Annotated in this window: 24 protein-coding genes; 12 read left to right on the top strand and 12 right to left on the bottom strand. The window is 69.3% G+C overall.

Features of this window, described 5'->3' with window-relative positions; genetic code table 11:
• Positions 1–38: 38 nt before the first annotated feature.
• Together AB0H93_RS03985 and AB0H93_RS03990 are read left to right on the top strand one after the other, a co-directional pair.
• On the top strand, positions 39–515 hold the full coding sequence (locus tag AB0H93_RS03985) for a DUF2127 domain-containing protein (protein WP_358567063.1): 477 nt from the start codon (positions 39–41) through the stop codon (positions 513–515).
• A gap of 86 nt (positions 516–601) precedes the next feature.
• Complete coding sequence (locus AB0H93_RS03990; RefSeq protein WP_358567066.1) at positions 602–907, top strand: DUF3099 domain-containing protein; 306 nt, start codon at positions 602–604, stop codon at positions 905–907.
• Positions 908–915: 8 nt separating this feature from the next.
• Here AB0H93_RS03990 and AB0H93_RS03995 read toward each other — a convergent pair whose 3' ends face one another.
• Positions 916–2,040: an LPXTG cell wall anchor domain-containing protein gene (locus tag AB0H93_RS03995; protein WP_358567069.1), complete on the bottom strand. Its 1,125-nt coding sequence runs from the start codon at positions 2,038–2,040 to the stop codon at positions 916–918.
• A gap of 492 nt (positions 2,041–2,532) precedes the next feature.
• Here AB0H93_RS03995 and AB0H93_RS04000 point away from each other — a divergent pair, with 492 nt between their 5' ends.
• From AB0H93_RS04000 to thpD, 5 genes are all read left to right on the top strand, one after another.
• Positions 2,533–3,252 (top strand): trypsin-like serine protease, encoded by a 720-nt coding sequence (locus AB0H93_RS04000; protein WP_358567072.1) that lies wholly within the window; start codon positions 2,533–2,535, stop codon positions 3,250–3,252.
• 403 nt (positions 3,253–3,655) lie between these two features.
• The gene (gene ectA, locus AB0H93_RS04005; protein ID WP_132484584.1) at positions 3,656–4,156 is read left to right on the top strand and encodes a diaminobutyrate acetyltransferase; all 501 of its coding nucleotides are present in this window, start codon (positions 3,656–3,658) and stop codon (positions 4,154–4,156) included.
• A gap of 80 nt (positions 4,157–4,236) precedes the next feature.
• Entirely contained in the window at positions 4,237–5,481 is a 1,245-nt protein-coding gene (gene ectB, locus AB0H93_RS04010; RefSeq protein ID WP_358567075.1) for a diaminobutyrate--2-oxoglutarate transaminase, read from the top strand.
• An 88-nt stretch (positions 5,482–5,569) separates the two neighbouring features.
• Positions 5,570–5,980, top strand: a complete 411-nt coding sequence (locus tag AB0H93_RS04015) for an ectoine synthase (RefSeq protein ID WP_358567078.1) — start codon at positions 5,570–5,572, stop codon at positions 5,978–5,980.
• A 203-nt stretch (positions 5,981–6,183) separates the two neighbouring features.
• On the top strand, positions 6,184–7,086 hold the full coding sequence (gene thpD, locus AB0H93_RS04020) for an ectoine hydroxylase (RefSeq protein ID WP_358567081.1): 903 nt from the start codon (positions 6,184–6,186) through the stop codon (positions 7,084–7,086).
• A 66-nt stretch (positions 7,087–7,152) separates the two neighbouring features.
• On the opposite strand, the gene AB0H93_RS04025 is transcribed toward thpD, so the two are convergent.
• Positions 7,153–8,436 carry a hypothetical protein gene (locus AB0H93_RS04025; RefSeq protein ID WP_358567084.1) on the bottom strand — a complete coding sequence of 428 codons (1,284 nt, stop codon included), beginning with the start codon at positions 8,434–8,436 and terminating at the stop codon, positions 7,153–7,155.
• Positions 8,437–8,543: 107 nt separating this feature from the next.
• On the opposite strand from AB0H93_RS04025, the gene AB0H93_RS04030 reads away from it, so the two are divergent.
• Positions 8,544–8,903: a VOC family protein gene (locus AB0H93_RS04030; protein WP_358567087.1), complete on the top strand. Its 360-nt coding sequence runs from the start codon at positions 8,544–8,546 to the stop codon at positions 8,901–8,903.
• 243 nt (positions 8,904–9,146) lie between these two features.
• Entirely contained in the window at positions 9,147–9,368 is a 222-nt protein-coding gene (locus tag AB0H93_RS04035; protein WP_358567089.1) for a hypothetical protein, read from the top strand.
• 132 nt (positions 9,369–9,500) lie between these two features.
• Here AB0H93_RS04035 and AB0H93_RS04040 read toward each other — a convergent pair whose 3' ends face one another.
• Positions 9,501–10,091, bottom strand: coding sequence for a TetR/AcrR family transcriptional regulator (locus AB0H93_RS04040; RefSeq protein WP_358567092.1), 591 nt, complete (start codon positions 10,089–10,091; stop codon positions 9,501–9,503).
• Between the two features lie 97 nt (positions 10,092–10,188).
• Here AB0H93_RS04040 and AB0H93_RS04045 point away from each other — a divergent pair, with 97 nt between their 5' ends.
• A complete protein-coding gene (locus tag AB0H93_RS04045; protein WP_358567095.1) occupies positions 10,189–11,121 on the top strand; it encodes an alpha/beta hydrolase in 933 nt (310 codons plus the stop codon).
• Positions 11,122–11,339: 218 nt separating this feature from the next.
• Here the strand turns inward: AB0H93_RS04045 and AB0H93_RS04050 are convergent, their stop codons facing one another.
• Complete coding sequence (locus tag AB0H93_RS04050; protein WP_358567098.1) at positions 11,340–12,986, bottom strand: hypothetical protein; 1,647 nt, start codon at positions 12,984–12,986, stop codon at positions 11,340–11,342.
• Between the two features lie 201 nt (positions 12,987–13,187).
• Positions 13,188–14,621 (bottom strand): MBOAT family protein, encoded by a 1,434-nt coding sequence (locus AB0H93_RS04055; RefSeq protein ID WP_358567101.1) that lies wholly within the window; start codon positions 14,619–14,621, stop codon positions 13,188–13,190.
• Positions 14,622–14,771: 150 nt separating this feature from the next.
• Between AB0H93_RS04055 and AB0H93_RS04060 the strand changes: the two genes are divergently transcribed.
• Positions 14,772–15,626 (top strand): phospholipid scramblase-related protein, encoded by an 855-nt coding sequence (locus AB0H93_RS04060; RefSeq protein WP_358567104.1) that lies wholly within the window; start codon positions 14,772–14,774, stop codon positions 15,624–15,626.
• 227 nt (positions 15,627–15,853) lie between these two features.
• Here AB0H93_RS04060 and rlmB read toward each other — a convergent pair whose 3' ends face one another.
• The 7 genes from rlmB to AB0H93_RS04095 form a co-directional block, all read right to left on the bottom strand.
• Positions 15,854–16,807: a 23S rRNA (guanosine(2251)-2'-O)-methyltransferase RlmB gene (gene rlmB / locus AB0H93_RS04065; RefSeq protein ID WP_358567107.1), complete on the bottom strand. Its 954-nt coding sequence runs from the start codon at positions 16,805–16,807 to the stop codon at positions 15,854–15,856.
• Between the two features lie 3 nt (positions 16,808–16,810).
• Positions 16,811–18,205 (bottom strand): cysteine--tRNA ligase, encoded by a 1,395-nt coding sequence (cysS, locus tag AB0H93_RS04070; RefSeq protein ID WP_358567110.1) that lies wholly within the window; start codon positions 18,203–18,205, stop codon positions 16,811–16,813.
• A gap of 71 nt (positions 18,206–18,276) precedes the next feature.
• Positions 18,277–18,957, bottom strand: coding sequence for an HAD-IA family hydrolase (locus AB0H93_RS04075; RefSeq protein ID WP_358567113.1), 681 nt, complete (start codon positions 18,955–18,957; stop codon positions 18,277–18,279).
• 82 nt (positions 18,958–19,039) lie between these two features.
• The gene (locus AB0H93_RS04080; protein WP_358567116.1) at positions 19,040–19,240 is read right to left on the bottom strand and encodes a hypothetical protein; all 201 of its coding nucleotides are present in this window, start codon (positions 19,238–19,240) and stop codon (positions 19,040–19,042) included.
• A 159-nt stretch (positions 19,241–19,399) separates the two neighbouring features.
• Entirely contained in the window at positions 19,400–19,882 is a 483-nt protein-coding gene (ispF, locus tag AB0H93_RS04085; RefSeq protein WP_358567119.1) for a 2-C-methyl-D-erythritol 2,4-cyclodiphosphate synthase, read from the bottom strand.
• Positions 19,879–20,568, bottom strand: a complete 690-nt coding sequence (ispD, locus tag AB0H93_RS04090; protein WP_358567122.1) for a 2-C-methyl-D-erythritol 4-phosphate cytidylyltransferase — start codon at positions 20,566–20,568, stop codon at positions 19,879–19,881. The genes ispF and ispD overlap by 4 nt, the downstream gene beginning before the upstream one ends.
• 19 nt (positions 20,569–20,587) lie before the next feature.
• A complete protein-coding gene (locus AB0H93_RS04095; protein ID WP_009947449.1) occupies positions 20,588–21,076 on the bottom strand; it encodes a CarD family transcriptional regulator in 489 nt (162 codons plus the stop codon).
• A 298-nt stretch (positions 21,077–21,374) separates the two neighbouring features.
• Here AB0H93_RS04095 and AB0H93_RS04100 point away from each other — a divergent pair, with 298 nt between their 5' ends.
• Positions 21,375–21,962, top strand: a complete 588-nt coding sequence (locus AB0H93_RS04100) for a copper chaperone PCu(A)C (protein WP_358567125.1) — start codon at positions 21,375–21,377, stop codon at positions 21,960–21,962.
• The last annotated feature ends 116 nt before the right edge of the window (positions 21,963–22,078 follow it).

The following is a 22,078-nucleotide window of genomic DNA, read 5'->3' on the forward strand; positions in this document are numbered from 1 at the left end:
AGATCGCCGGACCCGGCCCCGGGCCGCATGATGGCGCCATGGGCACCCGAACCACGTTGACCGACAAGCTCTTCCGCGTCGCCGTGCTGCTCAAGGGCCTGGACGGCGCCGTGCAGCTGATCGCCGGGGTGCTGCTGATCTTCTTGTCCCCCAACACCATCACGCGGCTCGGCCACGCCGTCGTCACGCGGGACCTGCTGGGCCCGCCGGCCGGGCCGCTGGCCGGCCACTTCGAGGAGGCCCTGCAGCACTTCGCCGGCGGCAACCGGACGTTCGTGATCACCTACCTGATCGCCCACGGCGTCATCAAGATCGGCCTGGTGATCGGCCTGCTCCGCAAGATCATGCCGCTGTACCCGGTGGCGATGGTGGCGCTGGGCCTGTTCGTCGTCTTCGAGGTGCTGCGGGCGGTGCAGACGAAGTCGGTGGTGCTGCCGCTGTTCGCGGCGCTGGACGTGGCGATCATCGTGCTCGTGCTCCGCGAATACCTCGAATTGCGCCGCCAGAACCAGTGACCGGGCCGTCGAATTGCGCCACGCTGGAAGCGCCGGGACCTCCGCAGTTTCAATTGAAACTGCGGAGCCGGCTCCGGAGGTGGGCCATGCGACGACGGCGCGAAGAGGCCGTGCTGATCACCGATGCGGCACCGTCCCTCGACGATGAGCAGCGGCACCGCAAGAGGGTCTACGCCGTGCTGATGGTGGTGCACCTGGTCGGCTTCACCGCAGCCGGGCTGCTGGCGCACTTCTGGTTGCTGGCGCTCGGCATCGTGGTCGTCACGGGCGCGCTGCCGTGGATCGCCGTCGTCCTCGCCAACGACCGCGCGTCCCGGCGCGAAAAGCCCCGCGCAAAGCGTGGTGGCGACCCCGAAATCGAGGACCGCCACCACGACCAGATCGATATTTGACGTTGTCGTCAGGGCTCGTCGCCAACCCGGCGCTTGCGCAGCACCAGGAGCAGCAGGATCCCGGCCAGCAGCAACGCAACGCCGGCGATCGTCAGCGGGCCCGCCGGCGAACCGGTGGTCGCCAGGTGGTGCGGGTTCGACGTCGATCCGCCGTCACCGCCGCCGATACCGCCACCTCCGCCCGGGCCCGGGTTCCAGCCGCCCGGCGGCGTGACGCCGTCCGTCGGGCCGGGGCCGGGCGGGCAGGTGCCGTCCGGCGGCTCCGGGCACGGCGGAACCGGCGGGCAAGTCGGCTCCGTGGGCTCGGTCGGCAGGGTGGGCTCGGTGGGTTCCGTCGGAGCGGTCGTCGATTCCGTCGGGCAGGTCGGAGGCGTGGTGGGTTCCGTCGGTTCCGTGGGCTCGGTCGGCTCCGTGGGCTCGGTCGGCTCCGTGGGCTCGGTCGGTTCGGTCGGTTCGGTCGGCTCGGTCGGAGTGGTCGGCTCCGTCGGCGGCGTGGTTTCGCCTTCCTCGCAGGAAACCCGGACGTCGCCCACCGTCACGTCCAGCAGGCTGCCGTCGTGCACCACGTTGCCCGAGGCGTCCCGCATCACCGCGTCGACCGAGACTTCGAGGGCCGCGTGCGCGGTCCCGTCGCCGGTCTCCCGGACGTGGGAAACCGCGATCGTCAACGTCACTTCGCCGATCCCCGGCAGGCCGAGGTCGCTCCCGGATGTCGTCACCGTCGACGTTCCCGCACCCACCGGCCGGGACGGGTTGTCGAACAGGTAGATCGTGTTCGAGTCGCTGGCCGCGTACGCCTCCTGGCCGGGCGTGAGCGGCGCCTGGGTGCAGCGCGCCCAGGTGTGCACGGCGCCGAAGCTGAGCACGTTCGGGCCGCCTTCGACGAGCTTGACGCCGAATCCGCTCCAAGCCGCCTCCGCCGACCGGGATCCGGTGGCGTCCGCGGTCTGGGCGGTGGCCGTGCCCGGCGGGACCGGGGTTCCGTTCCACCCGCCGACGCGGCTGCGGACACCGTCGGGATCGCTCTGGTCCCACGAATCCAGGGTGTTGCCGAGTGGGGCTTCGACCTGCCCCAGCCGGCCGGCGAACCCGTCGATGCCCGCGGTCGGGACGTTGCGGATGTCGAGTTGCATGAGGGTGCTCCCGGCACCGGGGGCCTGGGCGACGGCACCGGTTCCCGCAGCAGTCCAAGCAACCGCCGCGATCACGGCAGCGGTTGCCGCCCGTGCAACGTTTCTGATCACGCGGGGCAGCGTAGATGTCCTAATAGGACCTTGCTGACCAGCTGACATGCCCCATTGCGCGGGCAATCACCTCAACTCGCGAGCCCGCCGACCGAATGCGATCATGCGCGGTTCGGCAGCGCCCGCCCGGCGCCGGGCCCGCGAGCCCGACCCGCCCCGACGAAAAGGGAATTGATCTCGATCGCGTTTCGCGGATCCGCGAAATACGGGAATTCGCGACGGCGGTCCGACTTCTGCGACCTCCGGACATCTTGATCAATTTCGATCTTTCACCAGCAATTGGCGAATTGTGCCCAAGCGATGGACATCTTCACTCGATCGAGTGAAGAGTCTCCTCTCGGTTCGAACCAGCTGTGCCCTCGTGAACCGAAGGAGATCAGCGTGTCGCTCGCCCGAAACCTCGCCGGACTCGCCGGAGCCGTGTTGGCCGTCGCCGCCTTCGCCGCCCCGGCCCAAGCGGAGACCCCGCCGCCGGACGTCTCCACCAAGATCATCGACGGCCGGGAGGTGGACAGCGCACCCTGGGCGGCGCGGCTGTTCGCCAACGGCCAGGAGAACTGCAGCGCCACCATCATCGCCCCGGAGTGGGTGCTCACCGCCGAGCACTGCGTCGCCGGCGGCGGCTCCCTCAGCTTCAACATCGGCAACGTCGACCAGACGCAGGGCGAGAGCGCCAACGCCAAGCCCGGCGGAGTCCACGTCCACGACTCCGCCGACCTCGCGCTGGTGAACATCGACCACGCGGTCCAGACCGAGTACGCCCCGCTGGGCTCGGTCGGCGACGTCCAGGTCGGCCAGACCGTGCAGACCTACGGCTGGGGCGCGACCTGCACCGACCAGCCCGAGATCCAGTGCCAGTCGCGGATTCTGAAGGTCGCCGACGTGAACGTGACCGACATCGCGTGCGGCGACTACCGCGGCGGCACCGCGGTGTGCGCCACCCGCGGCGACGGCATCCCGGCAGGCGGCGACTCCGGCGGCCCGATGTTCTCCGGGAACGTGCAGGTGGGCGTGGCTTCGACCAGCGACCGCCAGTCGAACACGGCCTACACCAACATCACCGAGTACCGCGACTGGATCCAGTCCATCGCGGGCGTGTAGATCAAGATCGCGTAGCGGTCCGTCCGGGCGCCCGCAGGCCCCGGGCGGACCGCTTGTGCATTGATGTTCACCCGATCCGAGCAGTTTTTCGGACTATCTGAGAACTTCTTCTTGATGCATCCCGACGGCGCCGCGAAATTCAGCGTTTGCGCAGGTCAAGGCCGCACTGAATGGATTGATCTAGCAATCCCGAAGTCGATCGGTAGCATCGCGCCGAAGCGCATTGCAACGTTTGTGTAGTGCTTCTCACGTGTAAAATCGCGTCTCGCCTGGTAGACGGATAGTTATCGCGTCGAGAGCCTGACGCGTTACGGATGTTCTGTTAAGTTGGCAAAGCATGACCGGCGACAAACCGAGCCATAACATCGACAAACGGAATGGCGACAGCGGTTCAGCCGGACGGTTGGAGATCGATACTCCGGTCGTCGCGGACGGCCCTGAGCTCTACCGAATCACCCGTGATTCGGCGGTGCTCGATGTGAACTCGTCCTACGCATATTTGTTGTGGTGCCGGGACTTCGCGCAGACCTCCGCGGTGGCACGCACCGACGGTGCGGTCGTGGGATTCGTGACCGGTTACATCCGGCCGGACGCCCCCGACACGCTCGTCGTGTGGCAGATCGCCGTCGATGCATCCCAGCGCGGTGGTGGCGTGGCGGGCCGACTCCTCGGCCACCTGGTGGACCGCGTGCTGCCGCGCGGTGTGCGGTACCTGGAGACGACGATCACGGCTGACAACGCTGCATCGATCAACCTGTTCACGGCGCTGGCGCGCAAGCGCTCGGCCGGCCTGGAACGCAGCGAGCTGTTCACCGCCGACCTGTTCCCTGATGCGCACCTGGGGGAGGACCTGTACCGCATCGGGCCTTTCGAGCCCGTTCCGGCGGCCGCCGCCGGAGCCTGACGGCCGCCGTCCTGGCACGAAATCTTGTTCTTGAAGTGCCGGGCGCGCGCACAACGCGCTGCCTGGCCGAACGGAGGATCGTGAACGACATCTTCGCAACCCTGGAATCGGAAGTACGCAGCTACAGCCGCACTTGGCCGACGGTCTTCGACCGCGCCGGCGGCAGCTACCTCTACGACGAGGACGGCACCGGCTACCTGGATTTCTTCGCCGGTGCCGGCGCGCTCAACTACGGGCACAACAACCCGTTGCTGAAACGAAAACTGATCGAGTACATCGAGCGCGACGGCGTCACGCACGGCCTGGACCAGTCCACTGTGGCCAAACGCGCGTTCCTGGAGACCTTCCAGAGCAACGTGCTCAAACCGCGCGGGCTGAACTACAAGGTCCAGTTCCCCGGCCCGACCGGCACCAACTCGGTGGAGTCGGCGCTGAAGCTGGTCCGCAAGATCACCGGCCGGGAATCGATCATCAGCTTCACCAACGCCTTCCACGGCATGACGCTGGGCTCGCTGTCGGTGACCGGCAACTCGATGAAGCGCGGCGGCGCCGGCATCCCGCTGGTGCACGCCACGCCGATGCCCTACGACGACTACTTCGACGGCCAGGTCCCGGACTTCCTGTACTTCGAGAAGATGCTGGAGGACAGCGGCAGCGGCCTCAACGAGCCCGCCGCGGTGATCGTCGAGACGCTGCAGGGCGAAGGCGGCATCAACTCGTCGCGGCCGGCGTGGCTGCGCGGGCTCTACGAGCTCTGCCAGAAGCACGGCATGCTGATGATCGTCGACGACGTGCAGATGGGCTGCGGCCGCACCGGTCCGTTCTTCAGCTTCGAAGAGGCCGGCATCCAGCCGGACATCGTCTGCCTGTCCAAGTCCATCGGCGGCTACGGGCTGCCGCTGGCGCTGACGCTCATCAAGCCGGAGCACGACGTCTGGGAGCCGGGCGAGCACAACGGCACGTTCCGCGGCAACAACCCGGCGTTCGTCACCGCCACCGAGGCCCTGAAGCAGTACTGGGCCGACGACTCGCTGGAGAAGTCCACCATCGCCAAGGGCGAGCGGGTCGGCGAGGTGCTCGAGGAGCTCGCCGCCAAGTACGGCGCGGTGGCCAAGGGCCGCGGGCTGGCGCGCGGGCTCGGCTTCGAGGACACCGACGTGGCGGGCAAGGTCTCCAAGGCGGCCTTCGACCGCAAGCTGCTGGTGGAGACCTCGGGCCCGAGCAGCGAGGTCATCAAGATCATGCCGCCGTTGACCGTTTCGGATGACGAACTGGAGCAGGGTCTTCAGATCATCCGCGACTCGGTCCAGTCTGTCCTGGCCTGATCGGTCGTGAGTGTGCAACCGGGCTGGAGCCCGGTTGCACACTCACGACCACTGACCTGCACGACCACGAAGATCCACTGGAGGAACTGTGATCGTCCGGCACCTGTCGGAAATCGAGGAAACCGACGCCGACATCAAGACGGAGAACTGGCGCAGCAAGCGCATCGTGCTGGCCAAGGAGAAGGTCGGCTTCTCGGTGCACGAGACCACCCTCTACGCCGGCACGGTAAACGACTTCTGGTACGCCAACCACATCGAGGCGGTCTTCATCACCGAAGGTGAGGGCGAGATCGAGGACAAGGCGACCGGCGAGGTCCACCAGCTCAAGCCGGGCTCGCTGTACCTGCTGAACAACCACGACAAGCACCAGGTCCGGCCGCGGACGACCATGCGCACGGTGTGCGTGTTCAACCCGCCGGTGACCGGGCGCGAGGTGCACGACGAGAACGGCGTGTACCCGCTGGTCGTGGAGGACGACGAGACGCCGGTCGCCGGCTGAACTCGCTGTTCGAGCTTGCGAACCGCACGTGGCGGGTAACCGGAAGTGGTTGCCCGCCACGTGCGTTGACGGGTCTTCCCACGCGCTGACGTGGGGAGTTGCGGGCGCATACGTGCGCCGCTTCTAACCGAGGAACCGAGAAATGGCGGCGGTGCCACCTGCACCGGCCGCTCCGGCGGGAATTCGCGAAGGAGGCGCAAACCATGACCGTCGCTGATCTGAGCACCCAGGATCGCTATCCGACCCGGGTGAGCGCCGAGCCGGCGTTGATCCGGCGAGAGGACCCCACCGTCTGGCCCGGCGTGACGGCCGGCCCGGCGACCGCGGAAGAGCTCGCGGCCCACCAGGCCAAGGGTTTCCACGTCGTCGAGGGCCTGCTGTCACCGGCCGAGGTCCAGACCTACTGGCAGGAGCTGGAACGGCTCACCAGGGACCCGGCGGTGCGGGCCGATGAGCGGACCATCGTGGAGCGCAGCTCCGACGAGGTCCGCTCGATCTTCGAGGTGCACCGGATGAGCGAGCTGATCGCGGAGCTGGTGCGTGATCCGCGAGTGCTGGACCGGGCCAGGCAGATCCTCGGCTCGGACGTGTACGTGCACCAGAGCCGGATCAACTACATGCCCGGCTACCGGGGCACGGGCTTCTACTGGCACTCCGATTTCGAGACCTGGCACGCCGAGGACGGCATGCCGGCGATGCGCGCGGTGAGCATCTCGATCGCGCTGACCGACAACTACCCGTACAACGGCGGGCTGATGATCATGCCGGGCTCGCACCGGACGTTCGTGTCCTGCGTGGGCGAAACGCCGGACGACAACTACAAGTCGTCGCTGAAGCAGCAGCGCATCGGGGTGCCGACGGAGGACGACATCACGAAGCTGGCCTACGAGCACGGCATCGAGCAGTTCACGGGTCAAGCGGGGTCGGCGCTGTGGTTCGACTCGAACTGCATGCACGGCTCGGGGAACAACATCACGCCGTTCCCGCGCTCGAACATCTTCGTGGTGTTCAACAGCGTGGAGAACGAGCTGGTGGAGCCGTTCGCGGCGAGCAACCCCCGCCCGGACTTCGTCGCCTCCAGAAGAACGATCCCGATCCAACGCTGACCGGCGGAAGTGCGGGGCACCTGCGACCCCGGGTGCCCCGCACCCTCCCCGTGGCGGAGCGGAAGGTCAGCGGATGGGGTGGGCTGCGAGGATCGCGCCGACCTGGTCGGCCACTTCCGGGTCGAGCATCGGGTAGCGGCCTCCCGCTACGAAGCGCTCCGAGAGCTCGAAGGTGACCACTTCGCCTTCCGCCAGCAACCGGCCCGCCGCCACCGGGTCCACCGCGACGTTGTCCGGGTGCGTGACCGTGATGTTGGCGAACGTCGCCGCCAGGTACGGGCTCGCGAACTGGGTGAACGAGTCGCCGACCATCCGCACCGGCCGGTCGATCATGCCCGGCAGCGCCGGCGACTCCAGGTGCAGCGGCTGGTGGAAGTCGCTGGGCTTGAACTGCGTGTTGTCCTCCGGCCCGCCGTCGGGCGCCAGCGAGTACGCCTGGATCGGCACGGTCCGGTCCTGCCCGAGCAGGTCCGGGATGTCGGCGCTGTGCTGGTACTGCCGGGACGGCCGGACCAGCCAGCTGCTCGTCACGCCCGGCTGCAGGCGTTCCGCGAGCTGGTAGATCATGGCGATGCCGCCCTCGTGGGTCCAGTGCGTGTCGATGTCGTGGTAGATCGGCCGCTGGTTGCGCGCCGCGACCTCGCGCAGCTGGGCGCGCAGGTCCACCGCGCCGGTCGCGGCGGGCACCCGGCGCCAGAACTCGTCGCGGACCTGCGTCGAGCAGTCCTTCCCGGCGTAGCCGTCCGGCATGTTCTCCGGGTAGACGGTGGACTTGTCCGGGGCGATGACCAGCTGGAACTTCCGGCCCGACGCCTCCACCACGGCGCGCCAGCGGCGCAGCCCGGCGATCACCTCGTCCAGCGTCCGCTTCGGCACGCACCGGTACGCCACGTCGTGGCCGAGGTACAGCCAGCCGTTCTTGCCCTCGATGACGGCGGGGAACACGTTCTCGTTGATCGGCGGTTTCTCGTCCACCTGCCCGGCACCTATCGGCGAGGTGTGCGAGCCGCCGGCCAGCCGCGCGGGCTCGCCGAACACGCCGCGGCTGAGCGCGTCGACCGACTGCACGGCGCCCTTGCGGAACGGCAGGTTGTCGGTGGCCCACGCGTTCAGCCCGGTGAAGAACCCCCAGCCTTCGGTGACGCTGGGGAAGGCCGCGAGCGGGCGGTTCTCCAGCTGCTCGGCGCGCGCGCCGAAGACCCAGGTCACCACCGGCGCGGTGAAGAACAGCACCGCGCACACCAGCGCGGCCAGCTGGCGCCTGCCGTGCCGGGGCCGGTGCAGCGGGTGTTCCCGCGGCAACCACGCCTCGTGGACCGGGGGAAGATCGGAATGCTCCTGCCGCGACACGGCACCACGTTAACCGGGCACGCACCGCAACCGGCCCAGAACTCGCGGATTCCCGGCGCCTCGGTGCGCAGCGGTGGAATTTCCGGGCTCGGCGGTAGCGTCCACGCATGTTCCGCGAAGCCTTCCCGATCTTGTCGACGCCCGACCTCGGCCGTGCGATGCGCTTCTACTGCGATGTGCTCGGATTCGAGCCGCAATACCGGTTCCCCGCCGAAGGCGAACCCGAATTCGTCACGCTCCGCCTGGAATCCCTCAAGCTCGGCCTCGGCGCGAATCCCGAAGTGCGGCCGGGCCGCCATTTCGCCCTGTGGCTCTACACCGACGACGTCGACGAAGCGGTGGGCCGCCTCCGAGCCGCGGGCGTCCCGATCCTCCAGGAACCCCAGGACATGCCCTGGGGCGAACGCATCGCCACGGCCGCCGACCCGGACGGCAACCAGATCCATCTCGGCGCAGCGATCACCTGACCGACACCGTTTTTCCGCCGGCCCGACCCGTGAGTGTTTTGTGTTGTCATAGCGGCACAAACCACTCACGGGCCGCTACCTGCCGAAAAACGACCGGCTCGCGTTCGCGGCGCCATAGGGGAAGGCGGGTGTCCTCTTCGGGCAGTTTGTGCTCCGGATTCTTGGGCGGGCACTCCGCACCCGGATAGCGTTTTCCACGAAAGCGGATCCGCGCAACATTCCTACTATCTCGGAGGAATCATCGTGCTTCGCAAGATCACCATCGGGGTCGCGGCCGTCGCCGGACTCCTCGCCTTCAGTGCCCCGGCCATGGCCTCCGGTGGCCCGTACCCGGCAGGCGTCTACCCGTCGTACGAAGCGGCTGAGGCGGCGTGCGAGGCCGGGAAGGCCCAGGGCCGCTGGACCGGCTGCTCCATCGAGGCCGGCATGGGCGACCCGATCCTCCTGTGGGTCTGGACCGACTGAACGAACTGACTTCCAAGCGCCGCCCCACATCCGAAGAAGGCGGCGCACCAAGACGCACACCCCGGGGTGCGGGTTCAACAGGCGCATTGAACCTGCACCCCGGGGTGCTTCTTCTCAAGAACGGACTGCGTATCAGCCAGCAGGGGTAAGCCGGCCTGCGACGGTCTCGCAGGCGAAGCGCACCACGGTCCGCAGCTCCCGATCCGACGCGCCGGCGCGGCTGAGCACCGCGAGGGATTGGTTGATCGCGACGACGTAGATGGCGAGGTCGTCGAGCGTCGCCGGATCGGCGCGCGGATCGTCGAGCGCGGCTCGGACGCGCGCCTGCTGGATGTCGAGCAAGCGGCGGACGTGCGCGGCGCTTTCGGGCGTCAGCGCGGACGACTGGGCGACCGACTGGGCAACGAGGCAGCCCTCCGGCACAGCGGGGTCGTTGATCCTGTCCAGGATGACGCCGAAGAACGCCTCGACGGCACGGGCCGGATCGCCCGGGTGCGCGGTGAGCGCGTCCTCGTAGCGGGAACCGTACGTCGCGGAGTACCGGTCCAGCGCTCGGCGGAACAACTCGTCCTTGCCGCCGAACGCGCCGTAGAGCGATCCCCGGCCCAGCCCGGTGGCAGTGCCGAGCATGTCCAGCGACGCGTCCGCGTATCCCCGCTGCCAGAACACCGCCATGGCCTTGTCCAGGGCTTCGTCGACGTCGAACTGCTTGCGACCCGACATGCGCCTCCTCCCGCTTCGACGTGAGCCTACCTACTTCTTGGAACGAACGGTACAAGAATCATGGACCGATCGATCCAAGATGGTTTACGGTCGGAGCATGGGAGAAACAACCGAGCCCGCTGGCCGCGGCTCCGCGAGCGGCGCCCCCGGGCTGCCCGCCGGGTTCACCGACACGTTCCGCAGCCGCTGGGTGCAGGTCGGTGACCTGCGCCTGCACGCCGTGACCGGCGGCGACGGGCCGCCGTTGCTGCTGCTCGCCGGCTGGCCGCAGACCTGGTACGCATGGCGCGAGCTGATGCCGGCGCTGGCGCGGGACTTCACGGTCGTCGCACCCGATCCTCGGGGCGTGGGCCTGTCCGGCAAGCCGGACGCCGGCTACGACACCGGCACCCTCGCCGCCGACATGGCCGGCCTGATGAGCGCGCTGGGCCACGACCGCTTCGCGATGGTCGGCCACGACGTCGGCATGTGGACCGGATACGCGCTGGCCGCGGACCACCCGGAGCGCGTGGAACGCCTGGCCCTCGCCGAGGCCGTGATCCCCGGTTTAGCGCCCTCCCCACCGCTGTTCGCGCCGCAGGAGGCCGTCGATCGGCTGTGGCACTTCGGGTTCAACCGGCTCGGCTCGCTGAACGAGGAACTCGTCGCAGGCCGGGAACGGCTCTTCTTCGGGTACCAGTTCGCGACCAAAGCGGCCCGCCAACTGCCGGAGCACGCCGTCGACCTGTACATCGAGGCCCTGGCCACCGATCGCGAGGCCCTGCGCGCCAGCTTCGAGTTCTACCGCGCGATCGACACGACGATCGAGCAGAACGCCCGGCGCAAGGCGCGGAAGCTGACCATGCCCGTGCTGACCATCGCCGGCGCTCGCTCCGTCGGCGACCTGGTCGGCGAAACCCTGGCCCCCGCCGCCGAAGACGTCGCGAGCGTCGTCCTGCCCGACTGCGGGCACTACCCGGCCGAAGAAGCCCCGCAGGAAATGCTCGCCGCCCTGACCGAATTCCTGACCCCGTACCGCGCCGCATTCTGATCGTCAGAACCAGTAGTACTGATGAATGAAAGTCCGGGACTGGCGGAGATCACCCACCGGACGGCACCGAACTGCACCTTTCGCCTTTGGGCGAGGTGGACATTCGGTGTTGCTGGTTGATCCCGGACGGCCTGACGGCCAGTCAACGACGCCCGAGCCAGACGACCATCCGGCCGAACCTTCTGATCTCATTCGCCATCTCTATGTGCGCGGTGCGCTCAGCCGCCGCCAGTACCGGTGTCGCTGCCGGTGCCACCGGTGCCGCTGTGGCCGCCCGTGCCAGTGCCGGTATCGCTGCCGGTGCCGCTGCCACTGGTGTCGCTGCCAGTGCCGCTGCCACTGGTGTCGCTGCCGGTGCCGGTGCCGGTCCCGCTGTCGCTGCCGGTGCCGGTCCCGCTGTCGCTGCCAGCGCCGGTGCCGCTGTCAGTGCCCCCGCCGGTACCGCTGTGACCGCCGGTTCCGGTGTCGCTGCCAGTGCCGTCGCCTGTGCCGGTACCGCCGGTGTCGCTGCCGGTGCCGCCGGTGTCGCTGCCGGTGCCGCCGGTGTCGCTGCCGGTCCCGGTGCCGGTGCCGCTGCCGCCGCCAGTGCCGGTGTCGCTGCCAGTGCCGGTACCGCCGGTGTCGCCGCCGGTGCCGCTGTGGCCGCCGGTGTTGCTGCCGCTGTCGCCGCCAGTGCCGGTGCCGCCGGGGTTGCTGCCGTGCTGCCCAGGCTCGAACGGGTTCGGGGGTGCGGGTGCTGCCGGGGGCACCACTGGCTCACTGTTCGTGCCCTTACCGGGCTCGAACGGGTTCGGCGGCACCGGTTCCGGGACGTGAGGCGGTACGAACGGGTTCGGGGGCGGGGATTCGGGCCCACCGAACGGGTTCGGCGGCGGGGATTCAGGTCCGCCGAACGGGTTCGGCGGCACCGGTTCCGGAACATGAGGTGGCACGAACGGATTCGGCGGCGGCGGTTCCGGTGCTGCCGGTGTCGACGGGGCCTGCACTCCGGGAGGTTCGGGAGGCCGTGGCTCGGGAGCACCCCCGCTCGGCCAGAACGTGTAGATCAGGCCACCGACGGCGACCACTGCGCCCACCACGGCGACGACCTTCTTGAAACGCCCCTTGACGACCTCGAACCCGACTTGCGCCGCCTTGACCAGACTCGTGCCTGCCAGCCACTTCCCGATCTGGCTCACCATGCCCGGGCCTTCGGAAGGCTCCGCTACACCCGGTCCCGGCGCCGGAGGCAGCTGGGCACCCGGCTCACCGGCAGGTCCCACGGGCGACGGCTCGGAAGGTCCGGGGGTCGGCTGCGCCTGGCCCGGCTTCAGGGTCCAGTCCGGCGTTTTCTCACCGGTGCGCAACGTGGTCGTCTTACCGGCACCCGCATCCACCGCCGGCGGCTCGCCGGCACCCGGCATCGGCTCCGCAGGCTCGGTGACCGGAAGCTCAACGTCATCACCGGCCGGCCGACCCGGTTCGTAACCCTCGACCGGCCCCAGACCGGAATCTTCAGGCGGCGTCACGCCGAACTCGTCCAAAGCGGTTTGGTCCGCCCAGTTGTCCCCTTGGTGGCCGTTCAGGAAATCCTCGCTCGCGCGGGACCCGTTGAGGCGAGCGGTCCGCGCCTCCTCGATGCGTTGCCTGGTCGCCTCGATCTCCCGCTGACCGTCCCGGATTTCGTCGCTGAGCCCGCGTGCGTCCTCATCGAGGTGCTCGACCTCCGACACCGGTTTGCCGAGGGCCTCGGCCTCCTGCACCTCCGGCCGATGCATCTTCTGGTGCATCGCCAGCGCCTTCTGGGCGACCTCCAGGCCCCTCTCCTGGTTTTCGATGTAGTTGTCGATCGCCTTCTGGACGACCTGCTGCTTCGTGGTGACCATTCGTCCCCGCCTCCGGATCCTCCACGCGCTCGTCCGAAGAGAGGGCTGCGCCAGCGGACGCCGTCCGGCCGGACCACCATGTGGTGCAGCCGTCCCCGACAGGCCGGGAATCTCCACTTCCCAGTCCACGCCACATCCATTCGTGGACCGACAGAGCAGAAAGTCCCAACGAGCAAACGCCTGGGCAGGGCCCGGTGATGGTCAGAATTGGTAGTACAGGAACGGGCTGAAGGAGCCGGTGGCGACGAGCAGGCCCGCGTAGCCGAGGCCGAGGGTCAGGACGCCGATCCGGAGCGCGTAGGCCTGCGGGGTCCGGACCGCCTCCAGGAACGGGCCCGTGCCCGAGTTCGCCGGCAGCGCCACGACCACCAGCGCCAGCAGCAGGAACACCAGGCGCTGGTTCGTCACCGACGCCGCGACGATGTCCGTCAGGCCCGCGAAGTCCGGCAGCAGCATGTGGCCCAGCATCACGAACGCGCTGCCCAGGTCCGGCGACCGGAAGAACACCCAGCCGATCACCACCAGCAGCATCGTCAGCGCGCGGCGGCCGAGGCGGGCCCGGGTGCTGCTCGGCGCGTGCGACCAGCCGAAGGCGCGCTCCACCACCAGCAGCGCGCCGTGGAACAGCCCCCACACCAGGTAGGTCCACGCCGCGCCGTGCCAGAAACCGGTCAGCACGAAGATGATCGCCAGGTTCCGGTAGGTGCGCGCCGTGCCTCCGCGGTTGCCGCCCAGCGGGATGTAGACGTAGTCCCGGAACCAGCGGGACAGCGACATGTGCCAGCGGCGCCAGAACTCCGTGACGGTCACCGACGAGTACGGCCGGGCGAAGTTCTCCGGCAGCCGGAACCCGAGCATCCGGCCCAGCCCGATCGCCATGTCCGAGTAGCCGGAGAAGTCGAAGTACAGCTGCATCGTGTACCCGATCGCGCCGAGCCAGGCGATCGCGAACGTCATGTCCTCGTTCGGGGTGGCGAAGCAGGCGTCCACCATCGGCGCCAGCGTGTCCGCGATGACGACCTTCTTCGTCAGGCCCCACGCGAACCGCGGGAAGCCCGCCGCGATGTCGTCGAGCCGGTGCGTCCGCTGCTGCGGGAGCTGGTCGGCGATCTCCCGGTAGCGCACGATCGGACCGGCCACCAGCTGCGGGAACATCGCGATGTAGGTGATGAACGAGACCGGATCGCGCAGCGCAGGGCGCTCGCCCCGGTAGATGTCCACCACGTAGGAGATGTGGTGGAACGTGTAGAACGAGATCCCGATCGGCAACGCCAGGTGCAGCACCGGGAAGTCGCCGCCGAACCACTGGCCGAGCACCGCGAGCTGCGCGGTGGCGAACCCGGCGTACTTCCAGATCGCCAGGATCGCGAGGTTGAACGAGATCGTGCCGATCAGCAGCCACTTCCGCCGGTTCTGCTCGAAACCCCAGTCGTCGGGCTCCAGCCGCCGGCCAGCGAAGTAGTTCACCACGATGCAGGCGAGCAGCAGCAGCGTCGTCCCGCCCGCGCCGCTGACGTAGAACAGCAGGCTCGCCACGGCGATCACGACATTGCGTCCGCTGCGCGGTGCGATCAGCACGGCCGCGAGCACGGCCGGCAGGAAGTACCAGAGGAACAGCGGACTTGCGAACGACATCGGGGGCCTCGGGGTACGGGAGGCCCTCGCCTCCTCGCTGGTGCTGAATTGCTCCGTCGGACTCTAGCCGAGCCCGGACCGTCACCAGCCCGGAACGCGATGAGTGCAAACCCGGGACGGCCGCCGCGACGATCGCCTAGCCTGAGGCCCATGAACGCTCCGCCGCCCGGCTGGTACCCGGACCAGGCAGACCCGCGTTACGTGCGCTGGTGGGACGGTCGGCAGTGGACCCCGCACGTCCAGCCCGCCCAGCCGGTCCAGCAGCACCCGCAGTACGCGCAGCAGCACCCGGCCGCGCAGCAGAACGACGCCTCGGCCATCGAGCTGGCGATGGGTGGCACCGGCGACGCGGCGTCCGTCCAGCAGCAGGTGCAGCAGCGCGCCGGTGTCGGCGGCACGATCGCCGGCGGCGGTGGCACGCTGTTCAGCGAGCCGGTGCTGGTGATCAACCAGAAGGCGAAGCTGATCGAGGTGGCGAACGAGTACGCCGTCTACGACCAGCACGGCCGCCAGCTCGGCTCGGTCATGCAGGTCGGCCAGAGCGGCGCGCAGAAGGCGCTGCGGATGTTCACCAAGCTCGACTCGCTGATGACCGTGACGCTGGAGATCCGCGACGTCACCGGCCGGCCGATGTTGGTGCTGACCCGCCCGGCGACCATGTGGAAGGGCACGGTGCACGTGCAGCGGCCGGACCAGTCGCCGGTCGGGGACATCAAGCTGGCGAACGTCTGGGGTAAGGCCAGGTTCGACTTCGAGGTCAACGGGCAGCGCATCGGCGGCATGCGCGCGGAGAACCTGCGCGCCTGGGACATCAAGGTCCTGGACCACGCCGACGCCGAGATCGGGCAGATCACCAAGACCTGGCAGGGCCTGGCGAAGGCGGCGTTCACGACCGCGGACAACTACGTCCTGCAGATCCACCGACCGCTCCAGGACCCGCTGCTGAGCATGGTCGTCGCATCGGCCCTGACGGTCGACACGATCCTCAGCCAGAACCAGTCCTGACGTCCCCGCCCGCAGTTTCAATTGAAACTGACCCTCAAGTTTCAATTGAAACTGCACCCCCCCGGCGTGTCGGGGTCACGACGCACCGGAGGGTGTGGACAACGTCGTACGGCTGTGGACAACTTCCGCAATTTCAATGGAAATCGGTCCTTCGATTTCCATTGAAATTGCGGACCAACGGACCGTTCCCGGTCGGCCGGGCCCGAGGGGTGGTGCCCCGGCCGGGGTCAGTTCCTGCGGCGGCGGGCGACCTCGGCGAGGACCACGCCCGCGGCGACCGAGGCGTTGAGCGACTCCACTCCTCCTGCCATCGGGATCGACACCGTCTGGTCGCAGGTTTCCCGGACCAGCCGGGACAGCCCGCGCCCCTCCGAGCCCACGACGACCACCAGCGGTCCCGTCGCCAGCTCCAGCTCGTCCGAGGTGACGTCGGCATCGGCGTCCAGGCCGATGACCATCAGCCCGGCTTCCTTCAGGTCCTTCAGCGTGCGGGTGAGGTTGACCGCCTTGGCCACCGGCAGCTTCGCCGCCGTGCCCGCGCTGGTGCGCCAGGCGACGGCCGTGATCCCGGCGCTGCGCCGCTGCGGCACGATCACGCCGTGCGCGCCGAACGCCGCCGCGGAGCGGATCACCGCACCCAGGTTGCGCGGGTCGGTCACGCCGTCGAGCGCGACGATCAGCGGCGGCATGCCGGAATCATGCGCCGCCGCGAGCACGTCCTCCGGGTGCGCGTAGGAGAACTGCGGCACCTGGAGCGCGAGCCCCTGGTGCATCGCGTTGTTCGTCATCCGGTCGAGCTCGATGCGCGGCACGTCCACCACGGAGATCCCGCGCGACTTCGCCTCCCGCACCGCCTCGGTGACCCGGTCGTCGATGTCGATGCCCTGCGCCACGTACAGCCCGGTCGCCGGCACGCCAGCCCGGATGCACTCCACCACCGGGTTGCGCCCGGCCACCAGCTCCGGCTGCGTGTCCTGCTGCGCCTTGCGCTTCGCGCGCTGCTGCTCCGCCTTGCTGCGCGCGTCGGCGCGCCGCTTCGCGGGGTGGCTGACCCGGTCCTCCGCCTTCGGCGTCGGCCCCTTGCCGATCAGCCCCCGGCGGCGCTGCCCGCCGGATCCGACGACCATGCCCTTCTTGTTGCTCTTGCGCATGCCGCCGCGGCGTTTGTCGTTGCCGGCCACGTGTTACCCGTCTTTCAATGTCCACATCGGACCGTCGGGGGTGTCCTCGACGGCAATCCCGCTGTCCTGCAACCGATCGCGCAGCAGGTCGGCGGTGGCGAAGTCGCGCTCCTTGCGGGCCTGCTGGCGCTGGTCGAGCATCGCCTGGACCAGGTCGGCCAGCGCGGTGTGCGCGGCATCGTCCGAACCGGCGTCCTCGGCCCACTTCTCGGACAGCGGGTCCAACCCGAGCACGTCCATCATGGCTCGCACCGACGCCGCCGCGTCGCGAGCCGCCTCGTCGTCGCCGCGGTCCAGCGCCGCGTTGCCCTCCCGGACCGCGTTGTGCACCGCCGCGATCGCCTGCGGCGTCGACAGGTCGTCGTCCATCGCCTCGGTGAACTCCGCGGCCAGCTCGCCGGGCTCGACGGTGCCGGCGCGCTGCCCGACGCGGCGCACGAACGACTCGATGCGCCGGTACGCGGCGACCGCCTCGGCCAGCCCGCCCTCGGAGAACTCGATCGTCGACCGGTAGTGCGGCGTGACCAGGTAGTAGCGCAGCTCGGCCGCGCGGGCGCGCTGGAGCACCGCCGGGATGGACAGCGTGTTGCCGAGCGACTTCGACATCTTCTCGCCGCTCATGGTCACCCAGGCGTTGTGCATCCAGTAATGCGCGAAGCCGTCCCCGGCCGCGTTCGACTGGGCCAGCTCGTTCTCGTGGTGCGGGAACACCAGGTCCAGGCCGCCGCCGTGGATGTCGAACTCGCTGCCGAGGTAGAAGGTGGCCATCGCGGAGCATTCCAGGTGCCAGCCCGGGCGGCCGTGGCCCCACGGCGTCGGCCAGCTCGGCTCGCCCGGCTTCGCGCCCTTCCACAGCGTGAAGTCGCGCGGGTCGCGCTTGCCGCTGGCCAGGGTCTCGCCCTGCTGCACCTCTTCGAGGCGCTGCCCGGACAGCTTGCCGTAGTGGTCGGCGTAGGAGGCCACCGCGAAGTAGACGTCGCCGCCCGCCGCGTAGGCGTGGCCCTTGTCGATCAACCGCTGGATCAGGTCGACCATCTGCGTGACGTGCCCGGTCGCGCGCGGCAGCACCGACGGCGGCTGGCAGCCGAGCTGGTCGTAGGCCAGCTCGAAGGCACGCTCGTGCGTCGCGGCCCACTCCCACCACGGCCGGCCCGCTTCGCCGGCCTTGGTGAGGATCTTGTCGTCGATGTCGGTGACGTTGCGGACCAGGCGCACGTCGTAGCCGACCCGCTGCAGCCAGCGGCGCAGCACGTCGAAGTTCAACCCGCTGCGGACGTGGCCGACGTGCGGAATGCCCTGCACGGTGGCACCACAGACGTAGATCGACGCCACTCCGTCGCAGCGCGGGTGGAATTCGCGCGTCGTGCGGGTCGCGGTGTCATGCAGGTGCAGGCTCACGCCCCTGATGGTACGGGGACAGGTCGGCGCGCAATCACGACAGGGGCTGGCGCGTCAAGGGGTAGTGATCGTCAGCGCAGTACGTCGGCGACGGCGGTCAGCAATCCGTCCGGCCGCTCGGTGGTGGACACGGGGTCGACGATCGCCACCCGGCAGCCGACCGCCGCCGCGCCGCCGTCGGCCTCCTCGCTGTCGCCGACCATCAGCGCCTCCTCCGGCGCGACGCCGAGCCGCTCGCAGGCGCGCAGGAAGATCTTCGGGTCCGGCTTGATGACGCCTTCGAGGTAGGACAGCAGGAACTCGTCGACGTAGCCGGTGACGCCGATCCGCTCGAACGCGGGCCGGATGTCGAAGGCGATGTTGCTGATCACGCCGATCTTGGTGCCCGCCTCGTGCAGCCGGCGCATCACCTCGACGGTGTCCGGGTACACCGTCCAGAAGCCGGGGTCGATCAGCCGCTCGTAGAGGCCCTCGGCCTGACCGTCCTGCACCCCGGAGCTGCGCAGCACCTCCAGGTAGACCTTGCGGTGCAGGGCCGGATCGAGGTCGCGGTTCTCCCACGCGTCCTGGAATTCCGGGCCGAGCTGCACGATCTGGCCGACCGGCGCCGTCATCCGGCGCATCACCTCCGCCTGCGCCGCCAGGTCGAACGGGGCGCCGTCGGCGTCGGCGAGGTCGCTGAACCAGGACTCGTCTTCTTCGAGACGGAACAGCGTGCCGGAGAAGTCGAAGAGCACCGCGCGCGAAGTCACGCCACCAACGTTAAGTGGACTGGACCGGGCCGGGCACCGACATGCGGCCAAGCTCACGACCCGGACCACCCCTCCGCCGCAGTCAGCAGCGCCGCGCCTGGTGGCTGCGCATCGGGACGACGATGCCCGCGATGCAGATGGCCGCACTCACCCACAACAGGATCACGGCCGCCGCCAGGCCGAGGCCGCTGCCCCCGGACCACAACACGAACGACACTGACCACATCAACACCGGCTGCACTACGAGCAGCCGACGCACCCACCGGTTCCGCTCGATCACCATGCGTCGAGCATGGCGCGCACCGACCCCGGCATTCCAGACCGCGAGCCCTGAGTTTTCCCTGACTCCGCCAACCCGTTACGCCCAGCTATCCGCCCGTTACTCGACGGGCCAGGCTCAACCGCCGATCAGGTGCCGTGCCCTAATGTCCAGCCGGAACCGTCAGGCCGCCGGGAAGACCAGGGCGGTGGCCACAGCGGCGATGCCTTCGCCGCGGCCGGTGAGGCCCAGGCCGTCCGAGGTCGTGCCGGACACCGACACCGGCGCGCCGACCGCCTCCGAGAGCACCTGCTGCGCCTCCGCGCGGCGCTTGCCGATGCGCGGCGCGTTGCCGATCACCTGCACGGTCGCGTTGCCGATCCGAAAACCCGCCGCAGCGACCCGGTTCCGCACCTCGACCAGGAAGTCCGCGCCGTGGGCGCCGGCCCAGCGGTCGTCGTCGGTGCCGAACACCGCGCCGAGATCGCCGAGGCCCGCCGCCGACAGCAGCGCGTCGCACAGCGCGTGCGCCGCGACGTCGCCGTCGGAATGCCCGGCGCAGCCGTCCACGCCCGGCCAGAGCAGGCCCGCCATCCAGCAGTCGCGCCCGGCTTCGACGGGGTGGACGTCGACGCCCTGGCCGACTCGGGGCAGCAGCTCGGTCACTCGGGTTCTCCAGCCAGGGCCAGCACCGACTCGGCGATGGCCAGATCGAAGGCGGTGGTGATCTTCAGGGCGTGCGGGTGCCCGGCGACGGTGTGCACCTTGCCGCCGACCCGCTCCACGAGCCCGGCGTCGTCGGTGGCCACGTCACCGGCCGCGGCGTAGGCCGCCCGCAGCACGTCGATGGCGAAACCTTGGGGCGTCTGCACCGCCCGCAGCTGCGAGCGGTCCACGGTCGAGACGACGTCGCCCGCGTCGTCGACCTGCTTGATCGTGTCGGTCACCGGCAGCACCGGGATCACCGCAGGAGCGCCCTGCTCGACCGCGGACACGACATCCCGGATCATCGAAGCCGGGGTGAAAGCACGTGCGGCGTCGTGCACCAGCACGACCCGCGCATCCGGCGCGATCCGCTCGACCGCGTCGAGCGCGCGCCGCACGGAGTCGGTCCGCTCCGCTCCCCCGGCGACCACGTGCGCGGATGGCAACGCGGCCAGCTCCGCGGTCACGACCTCGACCTGATCGGCCGGGGCCGCGACCACGACGTGCTGCACGCGGCCCGAGGCCAACAGGCCGCGGACCGCGCGCAACAACAACGATTCACCGATCACCGGAACCAGCGCCTTCGGCATCCCGGCACCCAGGCGCACCCCGCGGCCGGCCGCGGGTACCAGCGCGACAACGCTCACGCTCGTCTATTCCCGATGATCACACTGCGGTGGCGAGGACTTCGTCCAGCAGGGTTTCCGCCTTGCCTTCGTCAGTACCTTCGGCCAATGCCAACTCGCTGACCAGGATCTGCCGCGCCTTCGCGAGCATTCGCTTCTCGCCTGCGGACAGGCCACGATCCTTCTCGCGTCGCCAGAGGTCGCGCACCACTTCGGCCACCTTGTTCACATCGCCGGAGGCGAGCTTCTCCAGGTTGGCCTTGTACCGTCGAGACCAGTTGGTGGGCTCTTCGGTGTGCGGGGCCCGCAGCACGTCGAAGACCCGATCGAGCCCCTCCTGGCCGACAACGTCCCGGACGCCGACGATCTCGGCGTTGTCCGCGGGAACGCGCACGGTCAGGTCGCCCTGCGCGACCTTGAGGACGAGGTACTGCTTTTCCTCGCCCTTGATCACACGAGTCTCGATTGCTTCGATGAGCGCGGCACCGTGATGCGGGTAGACGACGGTCTCTCCGACCTTGAAAACCATGTGTCCTCTGCCCCTTTCGCTATGCCCAGTTTAGCACGTCGGGCAACCGGGCCTCGACCACCTCGCCATCCGTATTCGCAGGTCAGGCGGCGGACGGGGGTTGACAAGGATGCCCCGAACGTGCAAGGAGGCACCTTTCGGCCCACTGAAATCGTCCACTATGGATAGTCTGGACGGAGTGCCATCCGAGCCTTCGGGGACCCGGAAATAGGTAGTTCGGCTAGCCCCTGGAACGGCCGCGCGGGGTGGGGATTAAGCTTCCAGCGGTTGTCCGGCAATCAGGAAGGACGCTGCATCCGTGAGCCGCCCTCAGCACCTCAAGGCCGTTCGCCTGCGGTTGATCCCGGCCGTCATCGGGCTCGGCGCCGTCGTCGCCCTCGCCGGGTGCAGTGCCGGTCAGGTGACCGAGACCGACACCCAGGTCGCCGCAGTCAACGGCGGCAGCGGTGACCTCAAGCAGATCTCGATCCGCGACGCCACCTTCACCTTCCCGACCACCGACGCGCGCTACCCGGCCGGTTCCTCCGCGCCGGTGCAGCTGGTGATCGCCAACGAGGGGCCGAGCGACAAGCTGGTCCAGGTCTCCAGCCCGTACGCCGCGTCGGCGACGCTCGGTGGCATCACCGACCTGCCGAGCCGTACCGCGCTGCACGCCGTCGGCAAGTCCGCGCAGGTCCAGCAGGCCGAGACGGCCGCGGACCGCGTGGTGGAGATCACGCTGAACGGGTTCAAGCAGGACATCACGCCGGGCGTGACGGTCCCGGTGACCTTCGTCTTCGAGAAGGCCGGCTCGGTCACCGTGCAGGTGCCGGTGGGTGCCGACCACTCGCCGCGCCCCGAGCACGGCAGCCCGGTGTCGGGCACCGAGCAGGGCGGCGGTCACTGACCGCAGGCTTCGCCGGAACGGGCCGTCCGCACGCGCGGGCGGCCCGTTCTCGCGTCTCGTGGTGCCGCAATTTCCATTGAAATCGAAGGTCCGATTTCCATTGAAATTGCGGCACC

Origin of the sequence: Saccharopolyspora sp. NPDC050642 (assembly GCF_040654735.1) — a bacterium.
GTDB lineage: Bacteria > Actinomycetota > Actinomycetes > Mycobacteriales > Pseudonocardiaceae > Saccharopolyspora > Saccharopolyspora elongata.

What these genes read in the sequence shown, in the direction of transcription:
- AB0H93_RS03985 (WP_358567063.1), top strand. Translation starts at nt 39, where the DNA reads ATGGGCACCCGAACCACGTTGACCGACAAGCTCTTCCGCGTCGCCGTG.
- AB0H93_RS03990 (WP_358567066.1), top strand. Translation starts at nt 602, where the DNA reads ATGCGACGACGGCGCGAAGAGGCCGTGCTGATCACCGATGCGGCACCG.
- AB0H93_RS03995 (WP_358567069.1), bottom strand. Translation starts at nt 2,040, where the DNA reads ATGCAACTCGACATCCGCAACGTCCCGACCGCGGGCATCGACGGGTTC.
- thpD (WP_358567081.1), top strand. Translation starts at nt 6,184, where the DNA reads ATGACCGTCGCTGATCTGAGCACCCAGGATCGCTATCCGACCCGGGTG.
- AB0H93_RS04030 (WP_358567087.1), top strand. Translation starts at nt 8,544, where the DNA reads ATGTTCCGCGAAGCCTTCCCGATCTTGTCGACGCCCGACCTCGGCCGT.
- AB0H93_RS04040 (WP_358567092.1), bottom strand. Translation starts at nt 10,091, where the DNA reads ATGTCGGGTCGCAAGCAGTTCGACGTCGACGAAGCCCTGGACAAGGCC.
- AB0H93_RS04045 (WP_358567095.1), top strand. Translation starts at nt 10,189, where the DNA reads ATGGGAGAAACAACCGAGCCCGCTGGCCGCGGCTCCGCGAGCGGCGCC.
- AB0H93_RS04050 (WP_358567098.1), bottom strand. Translation starts at nt 12,986, where the DNA reads ATGGTCACCACGAAGCAGCAGGTCGTCCAGAAGGCGATCGACAACTAC.
- AB0H93_RS04055 (WP_358567101.1), bottom strand. Translation starts at nt 14,621, where the DNA reads ATGTCGTTCGCAAGTCCGCTGTTCCTCTGGTACTTCCTGCCGGCCGTG.
- AB0H93_RS04060 (WP_358567104.1), top strand. Translation starts at nt 14,772, where the DNA reads ATGAACGCTCCGCCGCCCGGCTGGTACCCGGACCAGGCAGACCCGCGT.
- AB0H93_RS04080 (WP_358567116.1), bottom strand. Translation starts at nt 19,240, where the DNA reads ATGGTGATCGAGCGGAACCGGTGGGTGCGTCGGCTGCTCGTAGTGCAG.
- AB0H93_RS04095 (WP_009947449.1), bottom strand. Translation starts at nt 21,076, where the DNA reads ATGGTTTTCAAGGTCGGAGAGACCGTCGTCTACCCGCATCACGGTGCC.